At 59.9% G+C, this 20,266-nt stretch carries 16 protein-coding genes; 10 read left to right on the top strand and 6 right to left on the bottom strand.

What is annotated here, in order from left to right; translation table 11 throughout:
• Positions 1 to 62: 62 nt before the first annotated feature.
• The gene (locus HYZ49_14620; GenBank protein MBI3243514.1) at positions 63 to 1,646 is read right to left on the bottom strand and encodes an AAA family ATPase; all 1,584 of its coding nucleotides are present in this window, start codon (positions 1,644 to 1,646) and stop codon (positions 63 to 65) included.
• Positions 1,647 to 1,783: 137 nt separating this feature from the next.
• On the opposite strand from HYZ49_14620, the gene HYZ49_14615 reads away from it, so the two are divergent.
• The 4 genes from HYZ49_14615 to HYZ49_14600 all read left to right on the top strand — a co-directional run bounded on the left by HYZ49_14615 (position 1,784) and on the right by HYZ49_14600 (position 5,683).
• Entirely contained in the window at positions 1,784 to 2,809 is a 1,026-nt protein-coding gene (locus tag HYZ49_14615; protein MBI3243513.1) for a fatty acid desaturase, read from the top strand.
• A 274-nt stretch (positions 2,810 to 3,083) separates the two neighbouring features.
• Entirely contained in the window at positions 3,084 to 3,641 is a 558-nt protein-coding gene (locus tag HYZ49_14610) for a DM13 domain-containing protein (GenBank protein MBI3243512.1), read from the top strand.
• 13 nt (positions 3,642 to 3,654) lie between these two features.
• On the top strand, positions 3,655 to 4,344 hold the full coding sequence (locus tag HYZ49_14605; GenBank protein ID MBI3243511.1) for a response regulator transcription factor: 690 nt from the start codon (positions 3,655 to 3,657) through the stop codon (positions 4,342 to 4,344).
• 79 nt (positions 4,345 to 4,423) lie between these two features.
• Entirely contained in the window at positions 4,424 to 5,683 is a 1,260-nt protein-coding gene (locus HYZ49_14600; GenBank protein MBI3243510.1) for a HAMP domain-containing protein, read from the top strand.
• A gap of 66 nt (positions 5,684 to 5,749) precedes the next feature.
• Here the strand turns inward: HYZ49_14600 and HYZ49_14595 are convergent, their stop codons facing one another.
• The 5 genes from HYZ49_14595 to HYZ49_14575 all read right to left on the bottom strand — a co-directional run bounded on the left by HYZ49_14595 (position 5,750) and on the right by HYZ49_14575 (position 13,000).
• Positions 5,750 to 6,787 (bottom strand): ABC transporter substrate-binding protein, encoded by a 1,038-nt coding sequence (locus HYZ49_14595; GenBank protein MBI3243509.1) that lies wholly within the window; start codon positions 6,785 to 6,787, stop codon positions 5,750 to 5,752.
• A gap of 36 nt (positions 6,788 to 6,823) precedes the next feature.
• Complete coding sequence (locus HYZ49_14590; protein ID MBI3243508.1) at positions 6,824 to 7,654, bottom strand: ABC transporter permease; 831 nt, start codon at positions 7,652 to 7,654, stop codon at positions 6,824 to 6,826.
• A gap of 674 nt (positions 7,655 to 8,328) precedes the next feature.
• Positions 8,329 to 10,671: a DUF3488 domain-containing protein gene (locus HYZ49_14585; protein MBI3243507.1), complete on the bottom strand. Its 2,343-nt coding sequence runs from the start codon at positions 10,669 to 10,671 to the stop codon at positions 8,329 to 8,331.
• Entirely contained in the window at positions 10,671 to 11,966 is a 1,296-nt protein-coding gene (locus HYZ49_14580) for a DUF58 domain-containing protein (GenBank protein ID MBI3243506.1), read from the bottom strand. The genes HYZ49_14585 and HYZ49_14580 overlap by 1 nt, the downstream gene beginning before the upstream one ends.
• Before the next feature lie 86 nt (positions 11,967 to 12,052).
• Complete coding sequence (locus HYZ49_14575; GenBank protein MBI3243505.1) at positions 12,053 to 13,000, bottom strand: MoxR family ATPase; 948 nt, start codon at positions 12,998 to 13,000, stop codon at positions 12,053 to 12,055.
• 150 nt (positions 13,001 to 13,150) lie between these two features.
• On the opposite strand from HYZ49_14575, the gene HYZ49_14570 reads away from it, so the two are divergent.
• The 6 genes from HYZ49_14570 to HYZ49_14545 all read left to right on the top strand — a co-directional run bounded on the left by HYZ49_14570 (position 13,151) and on the right by HYZ49_14545 (position 19,878).
• On the top strand, positions 13,151 to 14,875 hold the full coding sequence (locus HYZ49_14570) for a GAF domain-containing protein (protein ID MBI3243504.1): 1,725 nt from the start codon (positions 13,151 to 13,153) through the stop codon (positions 14,873 to 14,875).
• A gap of 152 nt (positions 14,876 to 15,027) precedes the next feature.
• Entirely contained in the window at positions 15,028 to 15,480 is a 453-nt protein-coding gene (locus HYZ49_14565) for a SufE family protein (GenBank protein ID MBI3243503.1), read from the top strand.
• 489 nt (positions 15,481 to 15,969) lie between these two features.
• A complete protein-coding gene (locus HYZ49_14560; protein MBI3243502.1) occupies positions 15,970 to 16,659 on the top strand; it encodes an HNH endonuclease in 690 nt (229 codons plus the stop codon).
• A gap of 32 nt (positions 16,660 to 16,691) precedes the next feature.
• Positions 16,692 to 18,101 (top strand): AAA family ATPase, encoded by a 1,410-nt coding sequence (locus HYZ49_14555; protein ID MBI3243501.1) that lies wholly within the window; start codon positions 16,692 to 16,694, stop codon positions 18,099 to 18,101.
• A 140-nt stretch (positions 18,102 to 18,241) separates the two neighbouring features.
• Positions 18,242 to 18,625: a response regulator gene (locus HYZ49_14550; protein ID MBI3243500.1), complete on the top strand. Its 384-nt coding sequence runs from the start codon at positions 18,242 to 18,244 to the stop codon at positions 18,623 to 18,625.
• Positions 18,622 to 19,878 carry a glycosyltransferase family 4 protein gene (locus HYZ49_14545; protein MBI3243499.1) on the top strand — a complete coding sequence of 419 codons (1,257 nt, stop codon included), beginning with the start codon at positions 18,622 to 18,624 and terminating at the stop codon, positions 19,876 to 19,878. Before HYZ49_14550 ends, HYZ49_14545 begins: the two co-directional genes overlap by 4 nt.
• Positions 19,879 to 20,266: the final 388 nt, after the last annotated feature.

The following is a 20,266-nucleotide window of genomic DNA, read 5'->3' as shown; positions in this document are numbered from 1 at the left end:
ACAGATTAGCGCAGATTTGTTTAATCCGTCTGTGAAAATCTGCGTAAATCTGTGGATCAAAATCATTTGTATTTCAACCACTTGAGGTAATTCGTATACCTCTGGTGCAAATACTTCAGCTTCAACACATCGTCAAACACATGGCCGTAGAGTTTGCGGCCCTTGCTCCATTCGGCCAGCAGACGTTCGATCTTCACCAAGCGACTGCGGGCCTCGGCCTCGGTCACGCCCTCCAGCCCGGCTTCAAATTCAGTTTCGAGTCCCGCCAGCGGATCGTCCTTGTCAAGATTCAGCCCGTCATACTCGGCGCAAGCCAGATCGAAGAGCTTGCGAATCCAACCGACACGATCAATACGATACACGGCATTGCCCGGCGCTTCAAAAAACGGCGACTCGGGGTTGAGTTGCAGTTTGTCGTGCAGAACAAAGGGCATGATCTGGCGAACGTCGTTGATGTCCACCTCCCGGTTGCCCCGGAAATAAGCCATGGCCTTGACGAACACCAGCGCCGTCATCAGCGCCCGCACCGAGAAGCCGTTGCGTGTCTGGCTCCCCAAATCCTTCACCCGGTCTTTGCCGGTCTCACTGGCCGAGAGGGTGTTGAAGTCGGCCCCGGCCAGCTTGGCCGTGTCTTTGGTCTTGTATTCCAACTGCTCGGCGGCCGGTTCGAGAAATTCAAACTGGCTGGCGAAAAACTCCAGGCGGCGGCGAATTTCCGGTGGCAGAGTCACCTCCAGAATCTCTTTGCTCATCCGGTCAATCTCGGCCTCAGTGAAGATGATGTCCCTCGGAACGACCTGAGCCGGCTCGATGCCTTCTTCGATGCGGGTCAGCAGTTCGTTGAGGAAGCGATTGTTGAAATGCAGAGTCTTCACCACCACGTCAATCCGGTCGCGCAAAGCTTCGATGACTTGATACGTGCCGCCGCCGGCGTCGTCGTTGGCGGTGAGATACCAGGCCGACTCCGGGCACTCGTAAATCTGATCCAGAATCTCGGCGTAGTTGTCGCCCATCACCGTCAGCAGGGCGCTCTGGGTGCGGGTGGGAATGCGGTTGTACTCGTCAATGATTTTGATTCTCATGCTCAGCCACTTGCGCCACGAGATGCGAATCTCGTCCATGCTTTTGGCGTTGACCAGGTCGGCGGGCAGGGGGTTGCCCAGCAGGTCGGAGATCGTCATTTGCGGCTGGCCGTGCTGGATGCCGCGCTTGATGTCTTTGAGGCTGTAGCCGGCCAGCACCGCCATCAGAATCGCGCTCGACGTTTTGCCGCGCCCCGGCCCGCCAACAAGCAAACAGCGGCGGCGCACGGCAAAGTTCAGCAGGGGCAGAAGCACAAAGCTCGAATAGCTCTGGCCCGACGGCAGGTTGACTCTGGCCTTGCTGTCGCCAAAGGTGAACGTTTGGTGCGGCCCGTCGTTGTATTCGATGTCGTAGTGCGGGCTGATGATGGCGTGGTTGACGATCCAGAAATAGGCCTGCCGCAATTTCTCATCCAGGGGCAGGCCGCCGTCGGCAGTGGGGGCCGCGTCGGCGGCCGGCCCTTTGTACAAATCGGCCACGTCAAACAGCTTGGTCTTGCCACCCTTCGGGTGCGGATTGGTGGGGGCGGCGGAAACTTTTTGAAAAGGATTTCGGGCGGGCATGGTCGCTCCATCAAACAGGCGTGATGATTTGATGATTATACATTTAGAAAAAATTTCGGCGGGCAGGCGGGTCGCAGTGGTAGAATACTTGCTCACGCGCCAGACATGTGGCGCTCAACACTTTAAAGGAGTAACTTGTGATCCCCTCAATTAACAACGAAACTTTCAAGAAAGCTCATGAGTCGTGGCAGGCCCTGGTGGCCCAATACCAGAACCCGCACCTGGGCAGAAGCATCTGGCAGATCGTCAACACGTTTGGGCTTTACCTGCTGGCCTGGGCGCTGATGTACTGGAGTCTGTCGGTCTCGTACTGGCTGACGCTGGCCCTGGCCGTGCCCACTGCCGGTTTGCTGGTCCGCATCTTCATCATCCTGCACGATTGCGGCCACGGCTCGTTCTTCAAGTCGAATAAAGCCAACGAAATCATCGGCACGGCTGCCGGGATTCTCACCTTCACGCCGTATTTGCAGTGGCGGCGCGAGCACGCCATCCACCACGCTTCGTCTGGCGACCTGGATCGGCGCGGGGTGGGCGATGTGTACACGATGACGGTGGAAGAATACCGGCAGTCGCCGTGGTGGAAGCGGCTGGGCTATCGAGTCTATCGCAGTTCGTTTGTGATGTTCGGCCTGGGGCCGCTGTACGTCTTCGTCGTCGCCCACCGCTTTATCTCGCCGCACTCCGGCAAGCGCGAGAAAGTCAACCTGCATCTCACCAATTTGGCGATGTTGGCCATTGCCCTCGTGCTGGGCGCAACGATGGGCTTCAAGGAATATCTCATGATCCAACTGCCCGTCATCTGGCTGGCCTCCACCGCAGGCGTGTGGATGTTCTACATTCAACACCAGTTTGAAGACACGTATTGGAAAGACCACCCGGAGTGGCAGTACGCCGCCGCCGCTTTGCAGGGCAGTTCCTACTATAAACTCCCCAAAGTGTTGCAGTGGTTCACCGGCAACATCGGCTTCCATCATATTCATCACCTCAGCCCGCGCATTCCCAACTACAACCTGGAGAAGTGTTACAAAGAGAATCCGCTCTTCCAGCATGTTACCATCGTCACCTTCTGGGAAAGTTTGAGGGCGGTGTCGTTGAAGCTTTGGGACGAGCGAGGACAAAGGCTGGTGGGGTTCAGCCACCTCAAACGGTTGCGGGCGCGCTAGACCCAAAAGCGCCTTCCGATCTGGATCTACAACCGAAAATGCAACAGCATAGGCCGGTTTTTTAGAACGCAGATAAACGCTGATGGACGCGGATTTTCGCCGATCTCTTTTAGGGTTTTATCTGCGTTCATCCGCGTGCGAAGCGTCCGCGAAATCCGCGTTCTGGTTTTTTGCTCTCTGTACAGATAAGATATCCGAAGCAAGATTATTAATACTTCCGTAAGTTTTACTGCCTACACTGGAGCCAGCTTTTTCAGGAGAGGTTGTAAGACTCATGCGTTTTGCAAAACTCGGATTGATCTGTTGGATGGCTCTGCTGGCCGCGTGCGGCGCTCCCGCCGCCGCGCTCCCCACCCGCGCCCCGACTCTGCCCAGCCCCGCCGTTTCGACTCAGGTCCCGGCCAATTCGGTGATTGTCACCGAAACGGCGCCCCCTCAAGAGGCGGCTTCCCCGGCCCCGCCTACGGTTGCTCAAACAGAGTCAAAGCCGCTACTGTCCGGCCAGTTCTTCAAACAGGAGGTGGCGGTCACCGGATCGTACACGCTTGATCCCACGACGGGCGTTCTGCGACTCAGCGACGACTTCAACCTTAGTCAGGGGCCGGATTTGTTTGTCATTCTTTCCGGCGCGAGCGAGGTGACGCTGGATTACGTCAGCTTTAGCGGCGTTGTGAACAACTCGCCGTTGTTATATCTTGGCGCGTTGGCGAGTGCTTCGGGTTCGCAGGAGTACGCTATTCCAGCAGGAACCGACTTATCGGTGTATAAATCGGTGGTCGTGTGGTGCCGGCAGTTTAGCGTCGCCTTTGCGGCGGCGCTGTTGACTCCATGACAACGGGTGAGCGATGGCCGAAATGACTGTGCTGGTGGTGGAAGATGAGCCGAGTATCAGTGAGGTGGTGAGCCTGTATCTTAAGCGCGCCGGGTTTCAGGTGACGGTGGCAACCGACGGGTTGGCGGCCAAAGCCATGCTGGAGCGCGGCCTGCCCGACCTGGTAGTGCTCGACCTGATGTTGCCCAAGCTGGGCGGCCTGGAGTTGACGCGATGGCTACGGTTGCAAGGTGACGTGCCCATCATTATGCTCACCGCCCGGCGCGAAGAGGCTGACCGTATTGCCGGCTTGGAAATGGGCGCTGACGATTACGTGGTGAAGCCCTTTAGCCCGCAGGAGCTGGTGAGCCGGGTGAAGGCGGTTTTGCGGCGGGCGCGGCCTCCGGCGGTGAGCGCCCAGGAGCAGGCTCTGGTCTTCGACGACATCCAGATCGATCCACAGACCCGGTTGGTGGAGATAAACGGCGAGGAGAAAATGCTCACCGCCAAAGAATTTGATCTGCTGTGGGTGCTGGCCCGCCACCCGCGCCAGGTGTTCACCCGCGATCAACTGCTGGAGCGCGTGTGGGGCCTGGCCGAGTACATTGACCCCAGCACCGTCACCGTTCACATGCGCCGCCTGCGCGAGAAGATCGAACCCGACCCCTCCGACCCGAAACATATTTTGACGGTGTGGGGAGTCGGATACAAGTTTGAGCCGTGAGGCGCAAAACGTCACTCGTCAAACGTCAAACGACAAGCCTATCTCTTGAAGTTTGACGTTGTCGTTTCAAGGGTTGTAAATGGACACCACTCTCTCTGATCGCCCCTCCCACAAACCATCGCTGATGTTGCGCTCGGCCGGCGGCGTGGCCCTGGCTGTCCTCGTCTCGCTCGGCATCTTTTATTTGCTCATGAGTCCGCCGGTGAACGAGATCGGGCTGATGGCGCTCTTCCTCACCATCACGGCCATGATCTCGGTGGCCGCCGGTTACGGCGCGTACCGGCTCGGCTGGATCAGCCGCTCGCCGCGCATCCGCCTTACCGTGCTGGGCGGCTATGCGCTCTCCAGCCTGTTGACGTTTTTCAATGTCTGGCTGACGGCGCGGCTGATGTTTGCCAGTCTGCACGACTTGTTGCTGGCGACCGTCCTGCTGGTGTTCGCCGGGGGCATCGCCATTTCGTTGGGATACTTTCTCTCCGAGGCCCTGACCGACCGGATCGTGGTTTTGAATCAGGCGGCCAATAGCGTCGCCGAAGGCGACCTGGCGACTCGCGTGCCAGTGACGGGCAGTGACGAACTGGCCGACCTGGCCCGCACCTTCAACACCATGGCCGCCCAGATCGAAACCGCCATCAAAAAGCAGGAGGAGTTGGACACCCTGCGGCGCGACCTGATCGCCTGGGTGGGCCACGACTTGCGCACGCCGCTGGCCTCGATCCGGGCGATGGTGGAAGCCCTGGCCGACGGCATGGTGGACGACGCCGACACCGTCAAACGCTACCTGACGACGATGCAGAGAGACATCCGCTCACTCTCTTTGTTGATTGACGATCTCTTTCAAATGGCGCAGATTGACGCCGGCGGCCTGCAACTCTCGCGCCACCCAGGCTCGCTCTCAGACTTGATCTCCGACACCATCGAGAGCTTCTCCGAGTTGGCGGCCCGGCAGGGCGTGACTCTCGAAGGGAGCGCCGCCCCAGGGGTTGACCCGATCCTGATTGACACGCGCCGAATCGGCCAGGTGGTGGCGAACCTGGTGAGCAACGCCTTGCGCCACACTCCGGCGGGCGGCAAAGTGCAAGTGCGCGCCTCCAAATCTTCCGCAGGCGTGCTGGTTGAAATTCAAGATACGGGTGAAGGGATTCGGGCTGAAGACTTGCCGTTCATCTTCCAGCAGTTTTATCGCGGCGAAAAATCGCGGAGCCGGGCCACCGGCGGCGCCGGGCTGGGGCTGGCGATTGCCAAAGGCATCGTCGAAGCGCACGGCGGCCAAATCGGCGTCGAGAGCGCAACCGAGCAGGGGGCGCGGTTCTTTTTTACGCTACCACGAGAAGTCTGATCCACAAGGACACGAAGACACACGAAGGAAATCTTAGTGAACTTCGTGTGTCTTCGTGGATTCTTTTTATGGCCTCACAAATTCATTCGTCACCGTCACGTTGAAATCAACCGGCTCGGTGATCAACCCCATTTGCAACAACGTATTTTGCGTTTGCTCCCACTGGCCCAGGTCGGCCACCCCAAGTTCCGGTGCTTGCCACAACTCAATCGAGGCGGCTAAAACCTGGCGGGCGGTGGCGGCGGTCGCTTCGTCGGCGGTCGCCAGAGTCTCCACGTACTTCTTGGAAATTTCAAAGGCCTCATCCGGGTCGGCAATCGTGTCGGTCAACCCTTTGAGCAAAGCCGTCACCATGCCCTGCACCAGTTCAGGATGCTCGGTCAACGTTTGCTCGTTGGTCACCAACCCGTTGCCGGCCAGTTGAGCATAGTCGGACACGTTGATCACGTTGATCTCCTGGCCGGTTGCTTTAAGTTTCACCGGCTCATTGCTGGCATAGCCCACCACCGCCTGCACCTGATCCGCCGTCAGGGCTTCAACTTGCGTGAAGCCGATGGCTTCCAATAGCACATCGCTTTCGGGGATGCCTTGCGAAGCAAGCAGGGCGCGCAGGCCGATATAGCTGGCCCCAAACAAACCGGGCAGGCCCACCGTGCGGCCTCGCAACCCTTCGGGATTCACAATCCCCTCCCCGGCTTTGGAGGCGATCACAATCGGAAACTTTTGATACCAGGCGAAAACATACGTCACGGGCAGGCCCTGCGCCCGCGCTTGAATCACCTGCTCGGCGCTCACATTGGCGAACTGCAACTCGTTTGCGCCAATCAGCGGCACCGAGTCGTTCTCGAACATGGTCACAAATTCGATCTCAATGCCTTGCTCGTCAAAGTAACCTTTCTCGGCGGCCACGTAGAACGGCGCAAACTGAATGTCGGGGATGAAGCCCATGGCCAGCTTGACGTGCGGGATCGGAGTCGCGGTGGGCGCTATCGTCGGGGTAGCCGTCTCTGCCGGGGGAAGCGTGTTCAGCGGAGCGGCAGTAGGCGTGTTGCCGGCGCACCCGGCAACAGCGAGCGCGAGTAGAAGAGAAATTGCCTTTTTCATGTTGATGTTTTTCCTTTGATAGTTACAGAAGTGAGATTAGCCTTTCCAGGCCAGCAAAACTTTTTCCAGCAGGGCCACACAGCCGTAGAGCGTCATGGCAATCGTAATGAGGGCCAGGACGGCCACAAACACCAGCGCCGTGTCGAACTGGCCGCGCGCGGCGCTAATGAGGAAACCCAGCCCGCGATCCGCGCCCACGAACTCGCCGACGACGGCCCCGATCACCGACAGCGTCGCCCCAATTTTCAACCCGCCCAGCAACAGCGGCAGGGCCGAAGGGAGTTCCAGAAGCATGAACGTCTGCCAGCGGCTGGCCCGCAGAGAGCGCATCAGGTCGCGCAAGTCCGGCTCCACCGAGCGCACGCCGACGATGATGTTGATCAGCACCGGAAAGAAAACGATCAGGGCGCAGATCAACACTTTGGAGGTGAGGCCGGAACCGAACCAGATGACGAGCAGAGGGGCGATGGCGACGACGGGCACGGACTGCGACGCCACCAGATACGGCGCCAGCAGGCGTTCGATGGTGCGCGACTGGGCCAGCAGGTAGCCCAGCACGGCGGCCACGGCCAGGCCGAGCGCCAGCCCGCTCAGACTCTCGCCGAGCGTAATGGAAGCGTGCCGAACGAGCGTGCCGTCAGCCAAAGCCTGCATGAGGCGCGCCCAAACGCGCGCCGGGGGCGGCAAAATAAAAGCCGGGTAGCCCTTGAACCAGATCAGGCCCTGCCAGGCCAGCAGAAGCGTCGTCAACGAGATGGGCAACAATAGCGCCTGCTGGACTCGCAGAGCGCGCAGTGAACGTTTCGAGTCCGGCCGGCTGGCCGGGTCTGCCGGGAGAATGGAGTTGAGCGGATTTGCGACGGCCATAAAAAATGCCCCACAGAAAGTTTCACCTGCGGGGCAAAGCAAACCAAACACCTGATCCAGTTGATCAGATGTTAGCCTGAGCGCAAAAAAACCCCGATTCTGGCGGGCCTGAATGACCACCCGCAGTTTCGGGGACGCGCATATAGCAAAAGCCGCGCCACTGCGGCGTTTTGCCCCTTCTTTCATCCAGACTGATCGCCCTGAGTCTCAGCCACGAATTTCACGGATTATCACGAATGAAACCATAGTTTTCAATTCGCGGAAATTCGCGTAATTCGTGGCAAGTCTTTTTCAGGTCGAATTACTGTCGGCTCCGGATTCTAACCGGATCGTGCTTCCGGGCAACCACGATTGCTTGTTCCTCGCAATCGGATTGCCTCTCGGCTCGCGGGCTTGTCGTGATGATGTTCGATGTTTGGCCCGAACACCCTGTGGCCGACTTACCGCCGATCGGGAGTTAGGAATGTCTCTTCCTGCACCCTGCCCCGAAGGTATATATTTAGTTGATCTGATTATAGCGCCCGGTGTTAGGACTTGTCAAAGAATTAATCTGCAGATTTGTTCAATTCATCTGTGGGTGCGCGCAAAACGTGTCAGCCAATTCCTGGCGGGCGCACCTGGGGTGCTGGCTCCTCAAGAGGAATTCGCCAACAGCATCAACCTTTGAGTGCATACTACGTTGCCCGGGCTGGGTGCAAGGCCCACACGACCCACAGCCGCCAACGAAGCTTGAACCAGGTTTGCACAGCGCGAGCGCGCTCGGCTGCGCCCGGCGGGTGCGGGCTGTAGCTGGCTCGCTTATATAACTCAATCAGCCAATCCGAGTCTTTGGCGGCCTCGGCCAGCGACTCGCGCCAGCGCGGGTTCTCGGCCAGCACGGCCAGGCGATTGATGAACGAGTCGGCAAATTCGTCGGCGGTGTCGCCCGTTTCAGGAGAGACGGCCAGACGTTTTGCGAAGCGGCGCAGGCGCTCGTAAATGATCGTCGTCGCCGCAACCGGCGACAGACGGTTGAGCCGCCAGCCTTCGGTGGCGGCCCAGATAACGCCCAGCCCGATCAACACCCCAACGCTCGTGAACAGAATCAACCATCCCTGTGGAGTCGGCCTCACCTGTTGGGCCGGTTCGGGCTGAGGTGTGAGTTGCAGTTCGGCAAAGGCGGCGACGGTCGCTTCCGAAGGTCGCTCCAGTTCAGCCCGGCCTCCGGTCGGCTCAAACTCGATCCAGCCGTAGTCTGGAAAATACACTTCGACCCACGAGTGGGCGTCGGCTTCGGTGACGATGTAGCGGTTGTTGGCTTCGTCGTACTCGCCGCTCACGTAGCCAATGACGAGCCGGGCCGGGAGGCCGGCGGCGCGGGCCAGCACGACCATTGAAGTGGCATAGTAATCGCAGTAGCCGCGCTTGAGATCAAAAAGGAAGTAGTCGGCCACGTCGCGGTCGGCGGGCGGGGCGGCGATGTCGAGGGTGTAGGTGTAAGCGCGAAGATATTTTTCGATGGCCCGGGCGCGGTCGTAGGGCGTGCGTTCGGTGGCGGTGAGGTCGCGAGCCAGGTCGAGGACGCGCGGCGGAATCTCGTCGGGCAAACTCAGGTAATGATCAATCACCCACTGCGGATAATTCGATCCGGCGCTTCGCAATTGCTCTTCGCTGTAAACGGGCGTCATCGAAAGGGCGCGGTAGGTTGTCGCTTCGAGGCTGACGTTGGCGCCAAAATAATCGTCCTCCGAGCGCCAAGCGATGCTGTAATCTTGATCGGTGGTGAGAAGCGTGCCGGCGGCAAACAGCAAGCCGGCCTGATCGCCGACGACTCTCACCTCTTGATCAATCAGCCGGTGGCCGGGGTTGGCCGCGATGGGCGATTCATTCGCCGCGTACTCTATCGTTTGCGTGCCGCTGGTTTGCCAGCCGCGCCCGGTGTACTGATCGTATGTCACACTGCGCCAGTAGAGGCGTGGCGGCGGTTCGTTCGCGGGCAGGCCGCGCACGGTGACCAGCAGGGCCAGTTCGCGCTCCAGTTCCTGGCCGGCGGTGAGCAGGTGACTGCGCGGCAGGCCGGGAGCGCGAATGAAGTCGAGGGGCGAGGCCGGGTTGGGGCCGGTTTGGCGGTTCAACCCCAGCGAGTCGGGAATGGGGTTGGTGTCGTTCGTCGCTTCGGTTTGCGACTCGAACAGTTTTTGAAACGAGCGGACGGCGTCGCGAATCGAGATCGAGGGCAGGAACCAGGCGGCCAGCACCAAAAACAGAGTCAACGGGATGGCCGCCCTGGCGATGTCCTGCCACAGGTCTTCGGGGAAGTCGAAACCGTCAACCCGCCAGTGAGTCAGGCGGGCGCTATACTGAGTCAGGGCGGCCAGCAACAGGGCAACGCCCACCGGAACCAGCATGGCGTTGGGGTTTGCGCCGGCGTAATAGCGAACGACGGCGAAGAGGGCAATGGCCGGAATCAATCCTTGAATGGGTTGCGCGAGACGGCGCACTGCCCAGCCCGCCCAGGCCGAGGCCAGCCACAACATGGCGCTCCACATCAGGGCCGCCGACACCGGGTCGAACGCCGATTGCCCACGCGAGACGGCCACGGCCCATTCTGCGAGTCGTCCCAGCAGAGCGCCAATGCCGATTAAAGTCTCGATGATGGCGATGAGCAGGGGATTTAGATCGGGCGGGCCAGCTATACGCCAACGAAAGAGGCCGACGACGAGCGGCGGCACGGCCCCGATCACGTTCAGCAGTTCGTCGCCCAACTGGCCCACGCGAACGATCAAGAAGAAGATACCGACGACAATGAGGGCCAGCCAGGCTAGCCAGCCGCGCACCGTGAGCCGGGCTAATAACCAGGCGAAGATCATGGCCACGAAAGCAACAGTGACGGCCAGGTTGGCGTCCAGGCCGCGAGTCACTTCCGAGAGGCCGACGGCCACGCCGCGCAAGGCGAAAAACAGAAGCAGAAAGGTCAGCAGAGGCCGCAGGCCAATTTTGCCGATGCCCCAACGCAGAAAGCGAAAGATGGTGTCCATCACGACAGCACCTTCCAGGTCAGGTCGCGGCGCGTGCGAGGCATGGCCTTGCCGTGCGGCGACACTTGCCAATCCCATTGTCCTTGTGTGCCGGGACGCAGTTCGGGCTGGTCGAGCAGATCGCGGGTGATGAGGTAGTGAGCAACGCCAAGCTCGGCGAGGGTCGTCGTCGTGGCCTCGAGTTGCTCCCGGCTCGTCCGCTTGCCGAACGAGATCGTGTCCATGAGCAACACCGTCGGGGCCACGCCACGTTGCAGGAGCGGCAGGATGGATTCGATCCAGCTTCCGTCAATTGCCGGGGTGATGATGATGACGCTGGCGAGTTGGCGGAAGGAGGGCCGCGCCCGCGCCAGCAGTTCGGAGAGCGGTTGCGGGCCACGCGCCACCAGCGCCAGCGCCCGCAAAATTTCCCAGCGTTGGCCCTCGCCCGCTTGAGGCGGCAACCACAACAGTTGATCGCTGTGGGCCACCAGCCCGACGGCCTTACCGGCGGCCAGCCCCCGGTCGGCGAGCGAGGCGGCCAAAATCACGCCATGCTCGTCGGTTGAGTCCAGGCCATGCCCGGCCTGAGCGCGCCAGTCCATGTCCAAAAAAATCCACCAGTCGCCGGCCGGGGTGCTGTCGAAGAGGCGGACAAAAAGCGACTCGCGCCGGGCCGAGGTGGGCCAGTGAATTGAATGAAGGCTGTCGCCGGGCGAGTAGTCGCGCACGCCCGAAGCGCTTACCGTTCGTTCCAGAGTGTTGGCTCGAGGCCGGCCCTCGCCGGCGCGGCCACCGGGTGAGACTTCGATGGCGGGCAGGGGGACGATGGGCGGCATGATCATGAGGGTGCTGGTGGCCGGGTTCTGCAGGGCGACGGTGTAAATGCCAAAGGGGTCGCCGGTTCGCAGGGTGGTGGGGCCGAGGGTGTATACCCCGCGCCGGTTGCACACCGCTTCGACATACCAGCGCAGAGAATCTCTGCCGCCCACGCCCGTCACCCGGCTGGCTCGCGAGCCGGGCAGGGTGGAGTGGTCGGTGATCTCGACCCAGGGCGCGGGGGCGGCGCTGTCGTTGATAAGGGTGAATCGTTCTTCGAGCCGGTCGCCCACCTGTGCCCAGCCGAATCGCATCTCGCGGGTGAGAGTCAGGCCTCGCGCCAGCAGGAGCGCCCACAGCCAGCAGATGAACCACGCGCCGCCCAGCACCACCAGCAGGATCACCCAGCCTTTGTAAGGCATGATCAATTGCAACACGATTAGCAAACCAGTGAGGATTGGCAGGAGACGGTTGTTGAGGCGCAGATCAGGTTTCATTGTTGATAGCAACGTTGACACGAAGACACCAGGGCACAAAGGCACAAAGAAAACCTGGTGTCTTCGTGTCTTGGTGACTTCGTGTTTTACCTGGCCTCGGCGCCAGGCACGGGCAGTTGTTTGAGAATTTCCTGCACGACGGCCTCGGCGGTGATGTCTTTGAGGCGGGCGCTGGGGCCGAGGATGACGCGGTGGGCCAGCGCGGGCAGGGCCAGGGCCTTCACGTCGTCGGGCAGGACGTAGTCGCGGCCTGCGATGGCCGCTCGCGCCTGCCCGGCCCGGTGCAGGGTGAGACTGCCACGCGGGCTGGCGCCCAAATACACCGCCGGGTGTTTCCGGGTGCGGCTGGTGATCTCGACAATGTAACGCTTGACGGCTGGAGAAACATGAATCGTCCGCACTGCTTCCTGCGCCTGGCGCAGTTCGTCCGCCGAGACCACCTGCTCCAGCGTTTGCAGGGGATGGCGAATCTGCTGGCGCTCCAGAATGTTGATCTCGTCTTCCATGTCGGAGTAGCCGAGCCGGATGCGAAGCAAGAAGCGATCTAGTTGGGCCTCAGGAAGCGGGAAGGTGCCTTCGTGTTCGATCGGGTTTTGGGTGGCGAGCACCATGAAGGGCTGAGGCAGGGCGTGGGTGACGCCGTCCACCGAGATTTGATGTTCTTCCATCGCCTCCAACAAAGCGGATTGGGTCTTGGGCGTGGCGCGATTAATTTCATCGGCCAGCACGATCTGGGCCATCACCGGGCCGGGGCGGAACTCGAACTGGCGCGAGACCTGGTTGAACATGGACACGCCGGTCACGTCGCTGGGGAGCATGTCGGGCGTGAACTGAATGCGGTTGAAGGAACAACCCAACGAGCGGGCCAGGCTCCGGGCCAGCATGGTCTTGCCCACGCCCGGCACGTCTTCGATGAGCAGGTGGCCTTGCGAGAGCAGGCTGATGACGGCCTGCTCTACCGCCTCGCGCTTGCCGACGATGACTTTTTCAATGTTAGCGACTATTCTTTCTGCAAAGGGTTGGACTTGAAACATGAAATCTCCGGGAGAGGCTAAAGATGGAACAATGATAGCATGTCGTTGCTAAATTAGAGTGTCTCGGCGGCGAAAAGCTTCATGGCCTATAATTAGTCTCGCCCGCCCCTCGGCACGGCTTCCATTTTTGCATGGGACAAAATTGATTAGATGGATCAACTCGTTTACGCTCTTTTGATTCTGGCCTTTGCGTTCAGCGCCCTCTCTCTCTTTGGCTCGAGAAAGATCAGGCGGGAGATCGCTGAACGCCGACAGGCGGAGGCCCGCACGCGGCAGGCGGCGGCCCACTTTGAAACACTGGCCCGGGTCACGGCCCGCCTCAGTTCATTGCTCGATCTGAACATCCTCCTCGAAGCCGTTGTCGAAGAAACAGCCCGCGCCTTGAACACGCCGGTTGCGGCGGTGAGCCGGCCCGACGACAAACAGGGCGGGCTGGTTTATGTGGCCGCCTTTGGCCTTGCGCCGGAAATTTACCGGCGGACGGCGCCCGCGCCGCGCTCGCTTTACGATCAACTCCTTCAACGCCGCGAATCATTGTTCGTCCTGCCCGACGCTCAGGCGCACACCAACATGCCGGAAAACGGCCTGTATAAATCGTTGAACGTGCGCACGGTAATGGCGGCCGTCATGCTCCGGGGCAGTCAGCTGATTGGCACGCTGGATGTGTTGACGCTCGGCCAGCAACGTTACTTCACTGCCGAAGAGATGTCGCTCTTGCAGAGCCTGGCCACCCAGGCGGCGCAGGCCGTTGCCAACGCCCGTTTGTATTCGGACAGTTTGCACCGCATGGAAAACCTGGTGGCCTTGTATTCCAGCGCCCAGAAGCTCACCCTGGGACTCAATTTGCAAGAGCTGGCCGAAGATGTCGTCCGCACTTGCGTCAATGCCTTCAACGTGCAGTTGGCCTGGCTGGGCCGGGCCGAGCCGGATGGCCGGGTGCGCTCACTGGCCCATTTCCCCGAACACGTCCGCCACCCAAGCCAGATCAACGTCCGCTGGGATGACTCGCCGCAGGGGCAAGGCCCCAGTGGCCGGGCCATCCGAAACGGCTTCCCGGTGGTCATCGCCGATTTGAACAACGAGGTGGAAACTATGTTGTGGCGGACGGCGCTGGTTCAAGGCTTCCAAACAAGCGCCGCTTTCCCCTTGATCAACCGCGACCGGCCATTTGGCGTTTTGAATCTTTACAGCGATCAGGCCGGCTTCTTTACGCCGGAGCGGGTGCAGTTTTTGCAGAGCTTTGTCAACCAGGCCGCCGCCGCGCTGGAGAACGCGCGCCTGCTGGCCGAGGCCGAGCGCAACGCCAATGAACTGGCCCTGGCTTACGATTCGACTCTGGAGGGCTGGTCGAACTTTCTCGACTTGAAAGATCGGGAGACGGAAGGGCACAGCCGCCGGGTGACCGAGATGACGTTGCGTCTGGCTCAGGCGATGGGCATTCACGACGCGACGATGCTTCTGCACATTCGCCGCGGCGCGCTTCTGCACGACATTGGCAAGATGGGCATTCGTGACGCGGTTCTGCTCAAAGCCGGCGACTTGAGCGTCGAGGAGTGGGTGGAGATGCGCCGCCACCCGATGTACGCCTACAACATCCTTTCGCCGATCACGTTTCTGCGCCCGGCGCTCGACATTCCCTACTGCCATCACGAGCACTGGGACGGCTCCGGCTACCCGCGTGGACTCAAGGGCGAGCAAATTCCGTTGGCGGCCCGCATTTTCGCCGTGGCGGATGTGTGGGATGCGCTTCGTTCTGACCGGCCTTATCGCAAGGGTTGGCCGGAAGAAAAGGTGTACGCCGAGCTTAGGGCCGGGGCCGGGACGCACTTCGACCCGCAAGTGGTGGAAGCTTTCTTGAAGCTGGTAGCGCGTTGAGGAAGCATGCCGGCAAAATGTTGAAGCCGTTTGAGGTTTATAAGGACGCGGATGAACACAGATTTTCGCTGATAAAAAATCCGCGTTTATCCGCGTCCAAAATTTCTTTTCGCGCCAACCCGGTAGAGCCTTTCGGGTAAAATGAAGTTGCCATGACTGACACACCCTCTCCCCTTCCGCCGCGCCTGAAAGAGATCGTCGAAGACTTCAACCTCTGCGAAGGCCGCGAAAAACTGGACTTGCTGTTCGACTACTCGCAGCGCATGCCGCCCCTGCCGGCCTCGTTACAGGGCCACCGCGAGCAGTTCGAGCAAGTGCACGAGTGCATGACGCCCGTCTTCGTCCACGCCGAGACGACCGACAACCAAATGAAGTTTTACTTCGACGTGCCCGAAGAGTCGCCCTCGGTGCGCGGCTACGCCGCCCTGCTCAGCGAAGGAGTGGACGGCTCGACGCCCGAAGAAATCCTGGCCATCCCCGGCGACTTTTACTATGCGATGGGCTTGCAGGAGGTGTTGAGCGGCCAGCGGTTGAACGGGATGAGGGCGATACTGGCTTATATCAAGAGGTTGGCGAAGAGGGAGTTGAATGGCGAGAACAACTGACGTGAGGCGGACATCAGCCGTCAAAAAAGAAACGCGGAAACAAATAGAGATTGGTGAGCAGGGCGGGCGCATCGTCCTGACGCCCGTCACCCACGACTTTATTCATAGCCTGCGGGGCAAATATAAGGGGTGGGGGTTGCTCAAGGCGTTGATAGAAGAAAAAAAGCGCGAGAGGAAAACCTGATACTGTATTTCTTTTTGGTCAGAGTTATGAATAATTCAGGAGATATCAACCAGAACAACCAGGAATTGCTTCGTCAAACTGAGACCAAAGGGCCGAGTATAAACTCGCGTGTTTGGATTCTCAAATGCCGACATTGTAACTTTATCTACGGATGTGATAGCACGCGCGCGCGAGAATATAAATGCCCGAAGTGCCAAAGTGGACAATCTGGTCTGGAAATTCCAGTAGAGCATGACGGAGAAAATTGGACGCGCGAAGAACACATTATTGCTTTCCATCTTTACAATCAAATCCCCTTTGGAACGATGCACATGCGCAATCCAAAAGTGATAGAGCTAGCCGCGCTTTTAGGTCGGAAAGCTGGATCTGTTTCAAATAAGCTTGGCAATCTTGCAAGGCATGATCCTGCGCTTCAGGCTCGAGGGATACAGGGACTCACCCACGGCGCGAAAGGCGAGGATGAAATTTGGACAGAATTTGTTGCCCAACCCGAGGCTTTAGCCTACGAAAGTGCGCGCCTACTTGCACAGCGCCTCAATAAGCCTATCGAGCGAGTTGAAGATATTAATGAAGATGAGTTGCCAGGTGAGGGCCGCGAACGCGAAACTTTGCTTCGTGTTCGCGTCAACCAGAGCTTTTTTCGCCGCCGAATTCTTTCCGCTTATAACTACCAATGTTGTATTACTGGATTATCCTTGCACGAGTTGCTCGTAGCCAGTCACATCGCCCCTTGGTCAGAAGACGCAAGAAACCGACTCAATCCAAGAAATGGTCTTTGTCTAAATGCCCTTCATGATCGAGCTTTTGATAGACACCTGATGTGGATAGATTCCGATCTTCGTGTCCGATTTACGAAAAGGCTAAAAGAAGCAGACAAGAACTCCAACGCAACGTTCGATTGGTTAATAAGTTTTGAAGGCAGACAGTTGATCCTGCCAAAGAGGTTTTCGCCTGATCCAGAACTTCTACTCTCTCACGCTAAACGTTGTGTCTAATAACCTCGGCCTTTCACTTTTGTTTTGTTGACATGGACCTCTTCGACCACGCCCTCACCCAGCGCCTCAAAGACGAAGCCCCTCTTGCGGCCCGGATGAGGCCGCGCGCGCTGGACGAGTACATCGGCCAGGAGCACATTGTGGGGCCAGGGCGACTTCTGCGCCGGGCCATTGAGGCCGACCGCCTCTTCTCCTCCATCCTCCTCTGGGGGCCGCCCGGAACCGGCAAGACCACCCTGGCGATGGTCATCGCCAACAGCACCCATTCCCATTTTGAAACCATCAGCGCCGTGCTCTCCGGCGTGGCCGAACTTCGCAAAGTGATCGCCGAGGCCAAAGAGCGCCGCAAATTGAACGGAATACGCACGACGCTCTTCGTTGACGAAGTGCATCGCTGGAACAAAGCCCAGCAGGACGCGCTTCTGCCCCACGTCGAAGATGGCACGATTACGTTGATCGGCGCGACAACCGAGAACCCGTATTTTGAAGTGATCGGCGCGCTCGTTTCGCGCTCGCGAATCTTTCAACTGCGCCCGCTGGCCGACGAAGAAGTGCAAAAGGTGATCGAGCGGGCCGCCGCCGACCCGGAGCGCGGCTACGGGCGCAAGCGAGTCGAAATCGCGCCCGAGGCGATGGCCCACCTGATCAACGTGGCCGGCGGCGACGCCCGCAACGCCCTCAACGCGCTGGAGTTGGCGGTAGAAACAACTTCCCCTGGTAGTGACGGCGTCACCGGAGTCAGCCTTGAAGTGGCAGTCGAATCGATCCAGCGGCGGGCGGTGTTGTACGATAAAGACGGCGACGCCCACTACGACACGATTAGCGCCTTCATCAAAAGCGTGCGCGGCTCCGATCCCGACGCGGCGTTATATTGGCTGGCGAAGATGTTGTACGCCGGCGAGAGTCCGCGCTTTGTTTTACGGCGGCTGTTGATTCTGGCGGGCGAGGACATTGGCCTGGCCGACCCGATGGGGCTGGTGGTGGCCAGCGCCGCCATGCAAGCCTTTGAGTTTGTTGGCATGCCGGAAGGCATTTACCCGATTGTCGAAGCCACGCTCTACCTGGCGACCGCCGAGAAGAGCAACAGCGCCGGCGCGTACTTCAAGGCTTACGCTAAAATTGAAGAGGAAGGCAAAGTGGACGTGCCGCGCCACTTGCAGGACACGACTCGCGACGCCAAAGCACTTGGGCACGGCGAGGGATACACTTACCCACACGAACACGACGGCCACCACGTCGGCCAGCAATACCTGCCGACGGCCATGCTCGGCACGTACTTCTATCGCCCGTCCGACGAAGGCTACGAGACGGCGGTGAAGGAACGGCTGGCCCGCTGGCGTGAAGCGCAACGCAAGGCTTTGAACATTGAAACGACGACCGATTTGCCAGACCTGTCAATGGACGAAGTGATCGCCATCAAACGCAAGATGGCGAAATGGTAACTACTCGCGGCTTCTATTAGAACGCGGATAAAACGCTGATCGTCGCTGATTTTTTTCAAAAATATCTGCGCCAATCTGCGTAATCTGCGTTCCAATTTCCTGCCTGGTGAGCAGTTACGTCAAATGAAAGAGAGCTTGCCATGAGTCAAGTGTATCGCGTGGTCAGCGTCGAAGACGAGCTGGAAAACTTCGCCATCATCAAGCTCACCCTCAAAGACCTGCCTATCGAACTCCTCCATGCCAGCAATGGCGAAGACGCCATTCGCTTGCTCTCGACGACGAAGCCCGACCTGGTTCTGCTCGACGTGACCCTGCCCGATATGCGCGGCTGGGACGTGCTGGACAAGCTGGCCGAAGACGGCAACAAGCTGGACGGCGTGCCGGTCGTCATGCTCACCTCGCACACCGAACTGACTCACCGCGTCATCGCCCGCTTTCAGGGCGTGACCGCCTACCTCAACAAACCCTTCGAGCCTTCGGTCTTGCGCGACCAGGTTCGGGAGGTGCTTGGCCTGACGACGTGACCGCTTCGCGTTCGCGTTCCATCGCCCTCATTCATTATTCGACGCCGCCAATTGTGGGCGGCGTCGAAAGCGTGCTGGCGCATCACGCCCGGCTGATGGCGGACGCCGGGCATGACGTTCGGGTGCTGGCCGGGCGCGGCGAACTCTGGGACGAACGCATCCGGCTGATTCGACTGCCGCTGATGGACTCCCGCCACCCTGAAGTGCTGGCCGTCAAAACCGAACTGGACGTGGGACGCGCCCCGCCCCGGTTTAGCCGCCTCGTCAAAGAAATCGCCTCGGTTCTGCATCCCGCCCTCGCCGACGTTGACATCCTCATCGCCCACAACGTCTGTTCCCTTCACAAAAATTTAGCCCTCACTGCCGCCCTGCATTCCCTCCGCCAGACTGCCGCCTTCCCCAAGCTCATCCTCTGGCATCACGACCTGGCCTGGACGACGCCGCGTTATCGTTCTGAATTACACGACGGCTGGCCCTGGGATTTACTGCGAATGGATTGGGGCGGGCGTCACGTGGTTGTCTCCGAGTTTCGCCGCCGTGAGTTGGCCGGCCTGCTTCACATCTCTGCCCAGTCCATCGTCGTCGTTCCCAACGGAGTCGAAACCAGACATCTGCTCAAACTTGAACCGCAAACTCAAATGCTGTTTGAAAAGCTGAAGCTGGCTGAGGCCGAGCCGCTCCTGCTCTTGCCTGTCCGCCTCACACCGCGCAAAAACATAGAGCTGGCTTTGCGCGCCCAGGCCGAACTGCGCCGCGACCTGCCGCAGGCCGCCCTCGTCGTCACCGGCCCCGAAGGCCCGCACAACCCGGCCAACGCCGAATACAAACGAAGCCTTCTGACTTTGCGGGATGAACTGGGCTTGAAGGGCGTTGCCCACTTCGTGGCCGAGCACGCCGACGCCCTGAGCGGAGCCGAAGGGTTGCCCGACTCAGTGGTGGCCGACTTTTTTAGACTGGCCGATGCCCTGCTCCTCACCAGCCGCGAGGAAGGATTCGGCATCCCACTCCTCGAGGCGGCCATTGCCCGCCTCCCGATCTTCTGCGCCGACATCCCGCCTCTTCGCGATCTGGGCGGCGAGGATGTGACGCGCTTCTCGCCGGAGGCTGAACCAAAAATTGTCGCCGGCCTGATAGCTTCGCGCCTGCAAGCCGACCCGGCTTATCGTTTTGCCGTTCGCGCCCGCCAAAGGTTCACCTGGGAAAAAGTTTACAACGAGCACATTGCGCCGTTGCTGAAAGGAGCCGATCTGTGAAGAAGCATCGCTTTACCTCGCTTCGCTCTGCTCTGGCGCCGGTTGTCTACGATTGTGATTACGATACAACCCTGGCCGCCGCCCGCGCCCTGGCGCCGGACGTGGTGCTGGTCGGTCTGGTGCCAATGCCGGCCGGTGAACCGTTGAGCGCCGGGGCGACCAAAGCGCGGCACGTGCGAAAACTTCTGCGTGAGCTGGCCGATGGCGTGCAGGTGCGGAGCAAATCGGCGGTGCTGGTCTCGCACACGCCCTGGGCCGACTTGTTGGAAGTGATCGAGTCTGAGAAGCCGGACTTGTTGTTGCTGGAGTGGCGATGCCAACTGGACTCGCTCTGCGTGACTGTGGCCGAAGTGCTGGCCCGCCCGCCGTGCGACGTGGCGCTGGTGCG

This window comes from Chloroflexota bacterium (assembly GCA_016197225.1).
Lineage (GTDB): Bacteria > Chloroflexota > Anaerolineae > Anaerolineales > VGOW01 > VGOW01.
This window is presented reverse-complemented; position numbering and strand designations above follow the sequence as displayed.

Excerpts from the sequence above, each read along its gene's own strand:
- HYZ49_14620 (MBI3243514.1), bottom strand. The coding sequence starts at position 1,646 with ATGCCCGCCCGAAATCCTTTTCAAAAAGTTTCCGCCGCCCCCACCAAT.
- HYZ49_14610 (MBI3243512.1), top strand. The coding sequence starts at position 3,084 with ATGCGTTTTGCAAAACTCGGATTGATCTGTTGGATGGCTCTGCTGGCC.
- HYZ49_14605 (MBI3243511.1), top strand. The coding sequence starts at position 3,655 with ATGGCCGAAATGACTGTGCTGGTGGTGGAAGATGAGCCGAGTATCAGT.
- HYZ49_14600 (MBI3243510.1), top strand. The coding sequence starts at position 4,424 with ATGGACACCACTCTCTCTGATCGCCCCTCCCACAAACCATCGCTGATG.
- HYZ49_14595 (MBI3243509.1), bottom strand. The coding sequence starts at position 6,787 with ATGAAAAAGGCAATTTCTCTTCTACTCGCGCTCGCTGTTGCCGGGTGC.
- HYZ49_14590 (MBI3243508.1), bottom strand. The coding sequence starts at position 7,654 with ATGGCCGTCGCAAATCCGCTCAACTCCATTCTCCCGGCAGACCCGGCC.
- HYZ49_14585 (MBI3243507.1), bottom strand. The coding sequence starts at position 10,671 with ATGGACACCATCTTTCGCTTTCTGCGTTGGGGCATCGGCAAAATTGGC.
- HYZ49_14580 (MBI3243506.1), bottom strand. The coding sequence starts at position 11,966 with ATGAAACCTGATCTGCGCCTCAACAACCGTCTCCTGCCAATCCTCACT.
- HYZ49_14575 (MBI3243505.1), bottom strand. The coding sequence starts at position 13,000 with ATGTTTCAAGTCCAACCCTTTGCAGAAAGAATAGTCGCTAACATTGAA.
- HYZ49_14570 (MBI3243504.1), top strand. The coding sequence starts at position 13,151 with ATGGATCAACTCGTTTACGCTCTTTTGATTCTGGCCTTTGCGTTCAGC.
- HYZ49_14565 (MBI3243503.1), top strand. The coding sequence starts at position 15,028 with ATGACTGACACACCCTCTCCCCTTCCGCCGCGCCTGAAAGAGATCGTC.
- HYZ49_14560 (MBI3243502.1), top strand. The coding sequence starts at position 15,970 with ATGCACATGCGCAATCCAAAAGTGATAGAGCTAGCCGCGCTTTTAGGT.
- HYZ49_14555 (MBI3243501.1), top strand. The coding sequence starts at position 16,692 with ATGGACCTCTTCGACCACGCCCTCACCCAGCGCCTCAAAGACGAAGCC.
- HYZ49_14550 (MBI3243500.1), top strand. The coding sequence starts at position 18,242 with ATGAGTCAAGTGTATCGCGTGGTCAGCGTCGAAGACGAGCTGGAAAAC.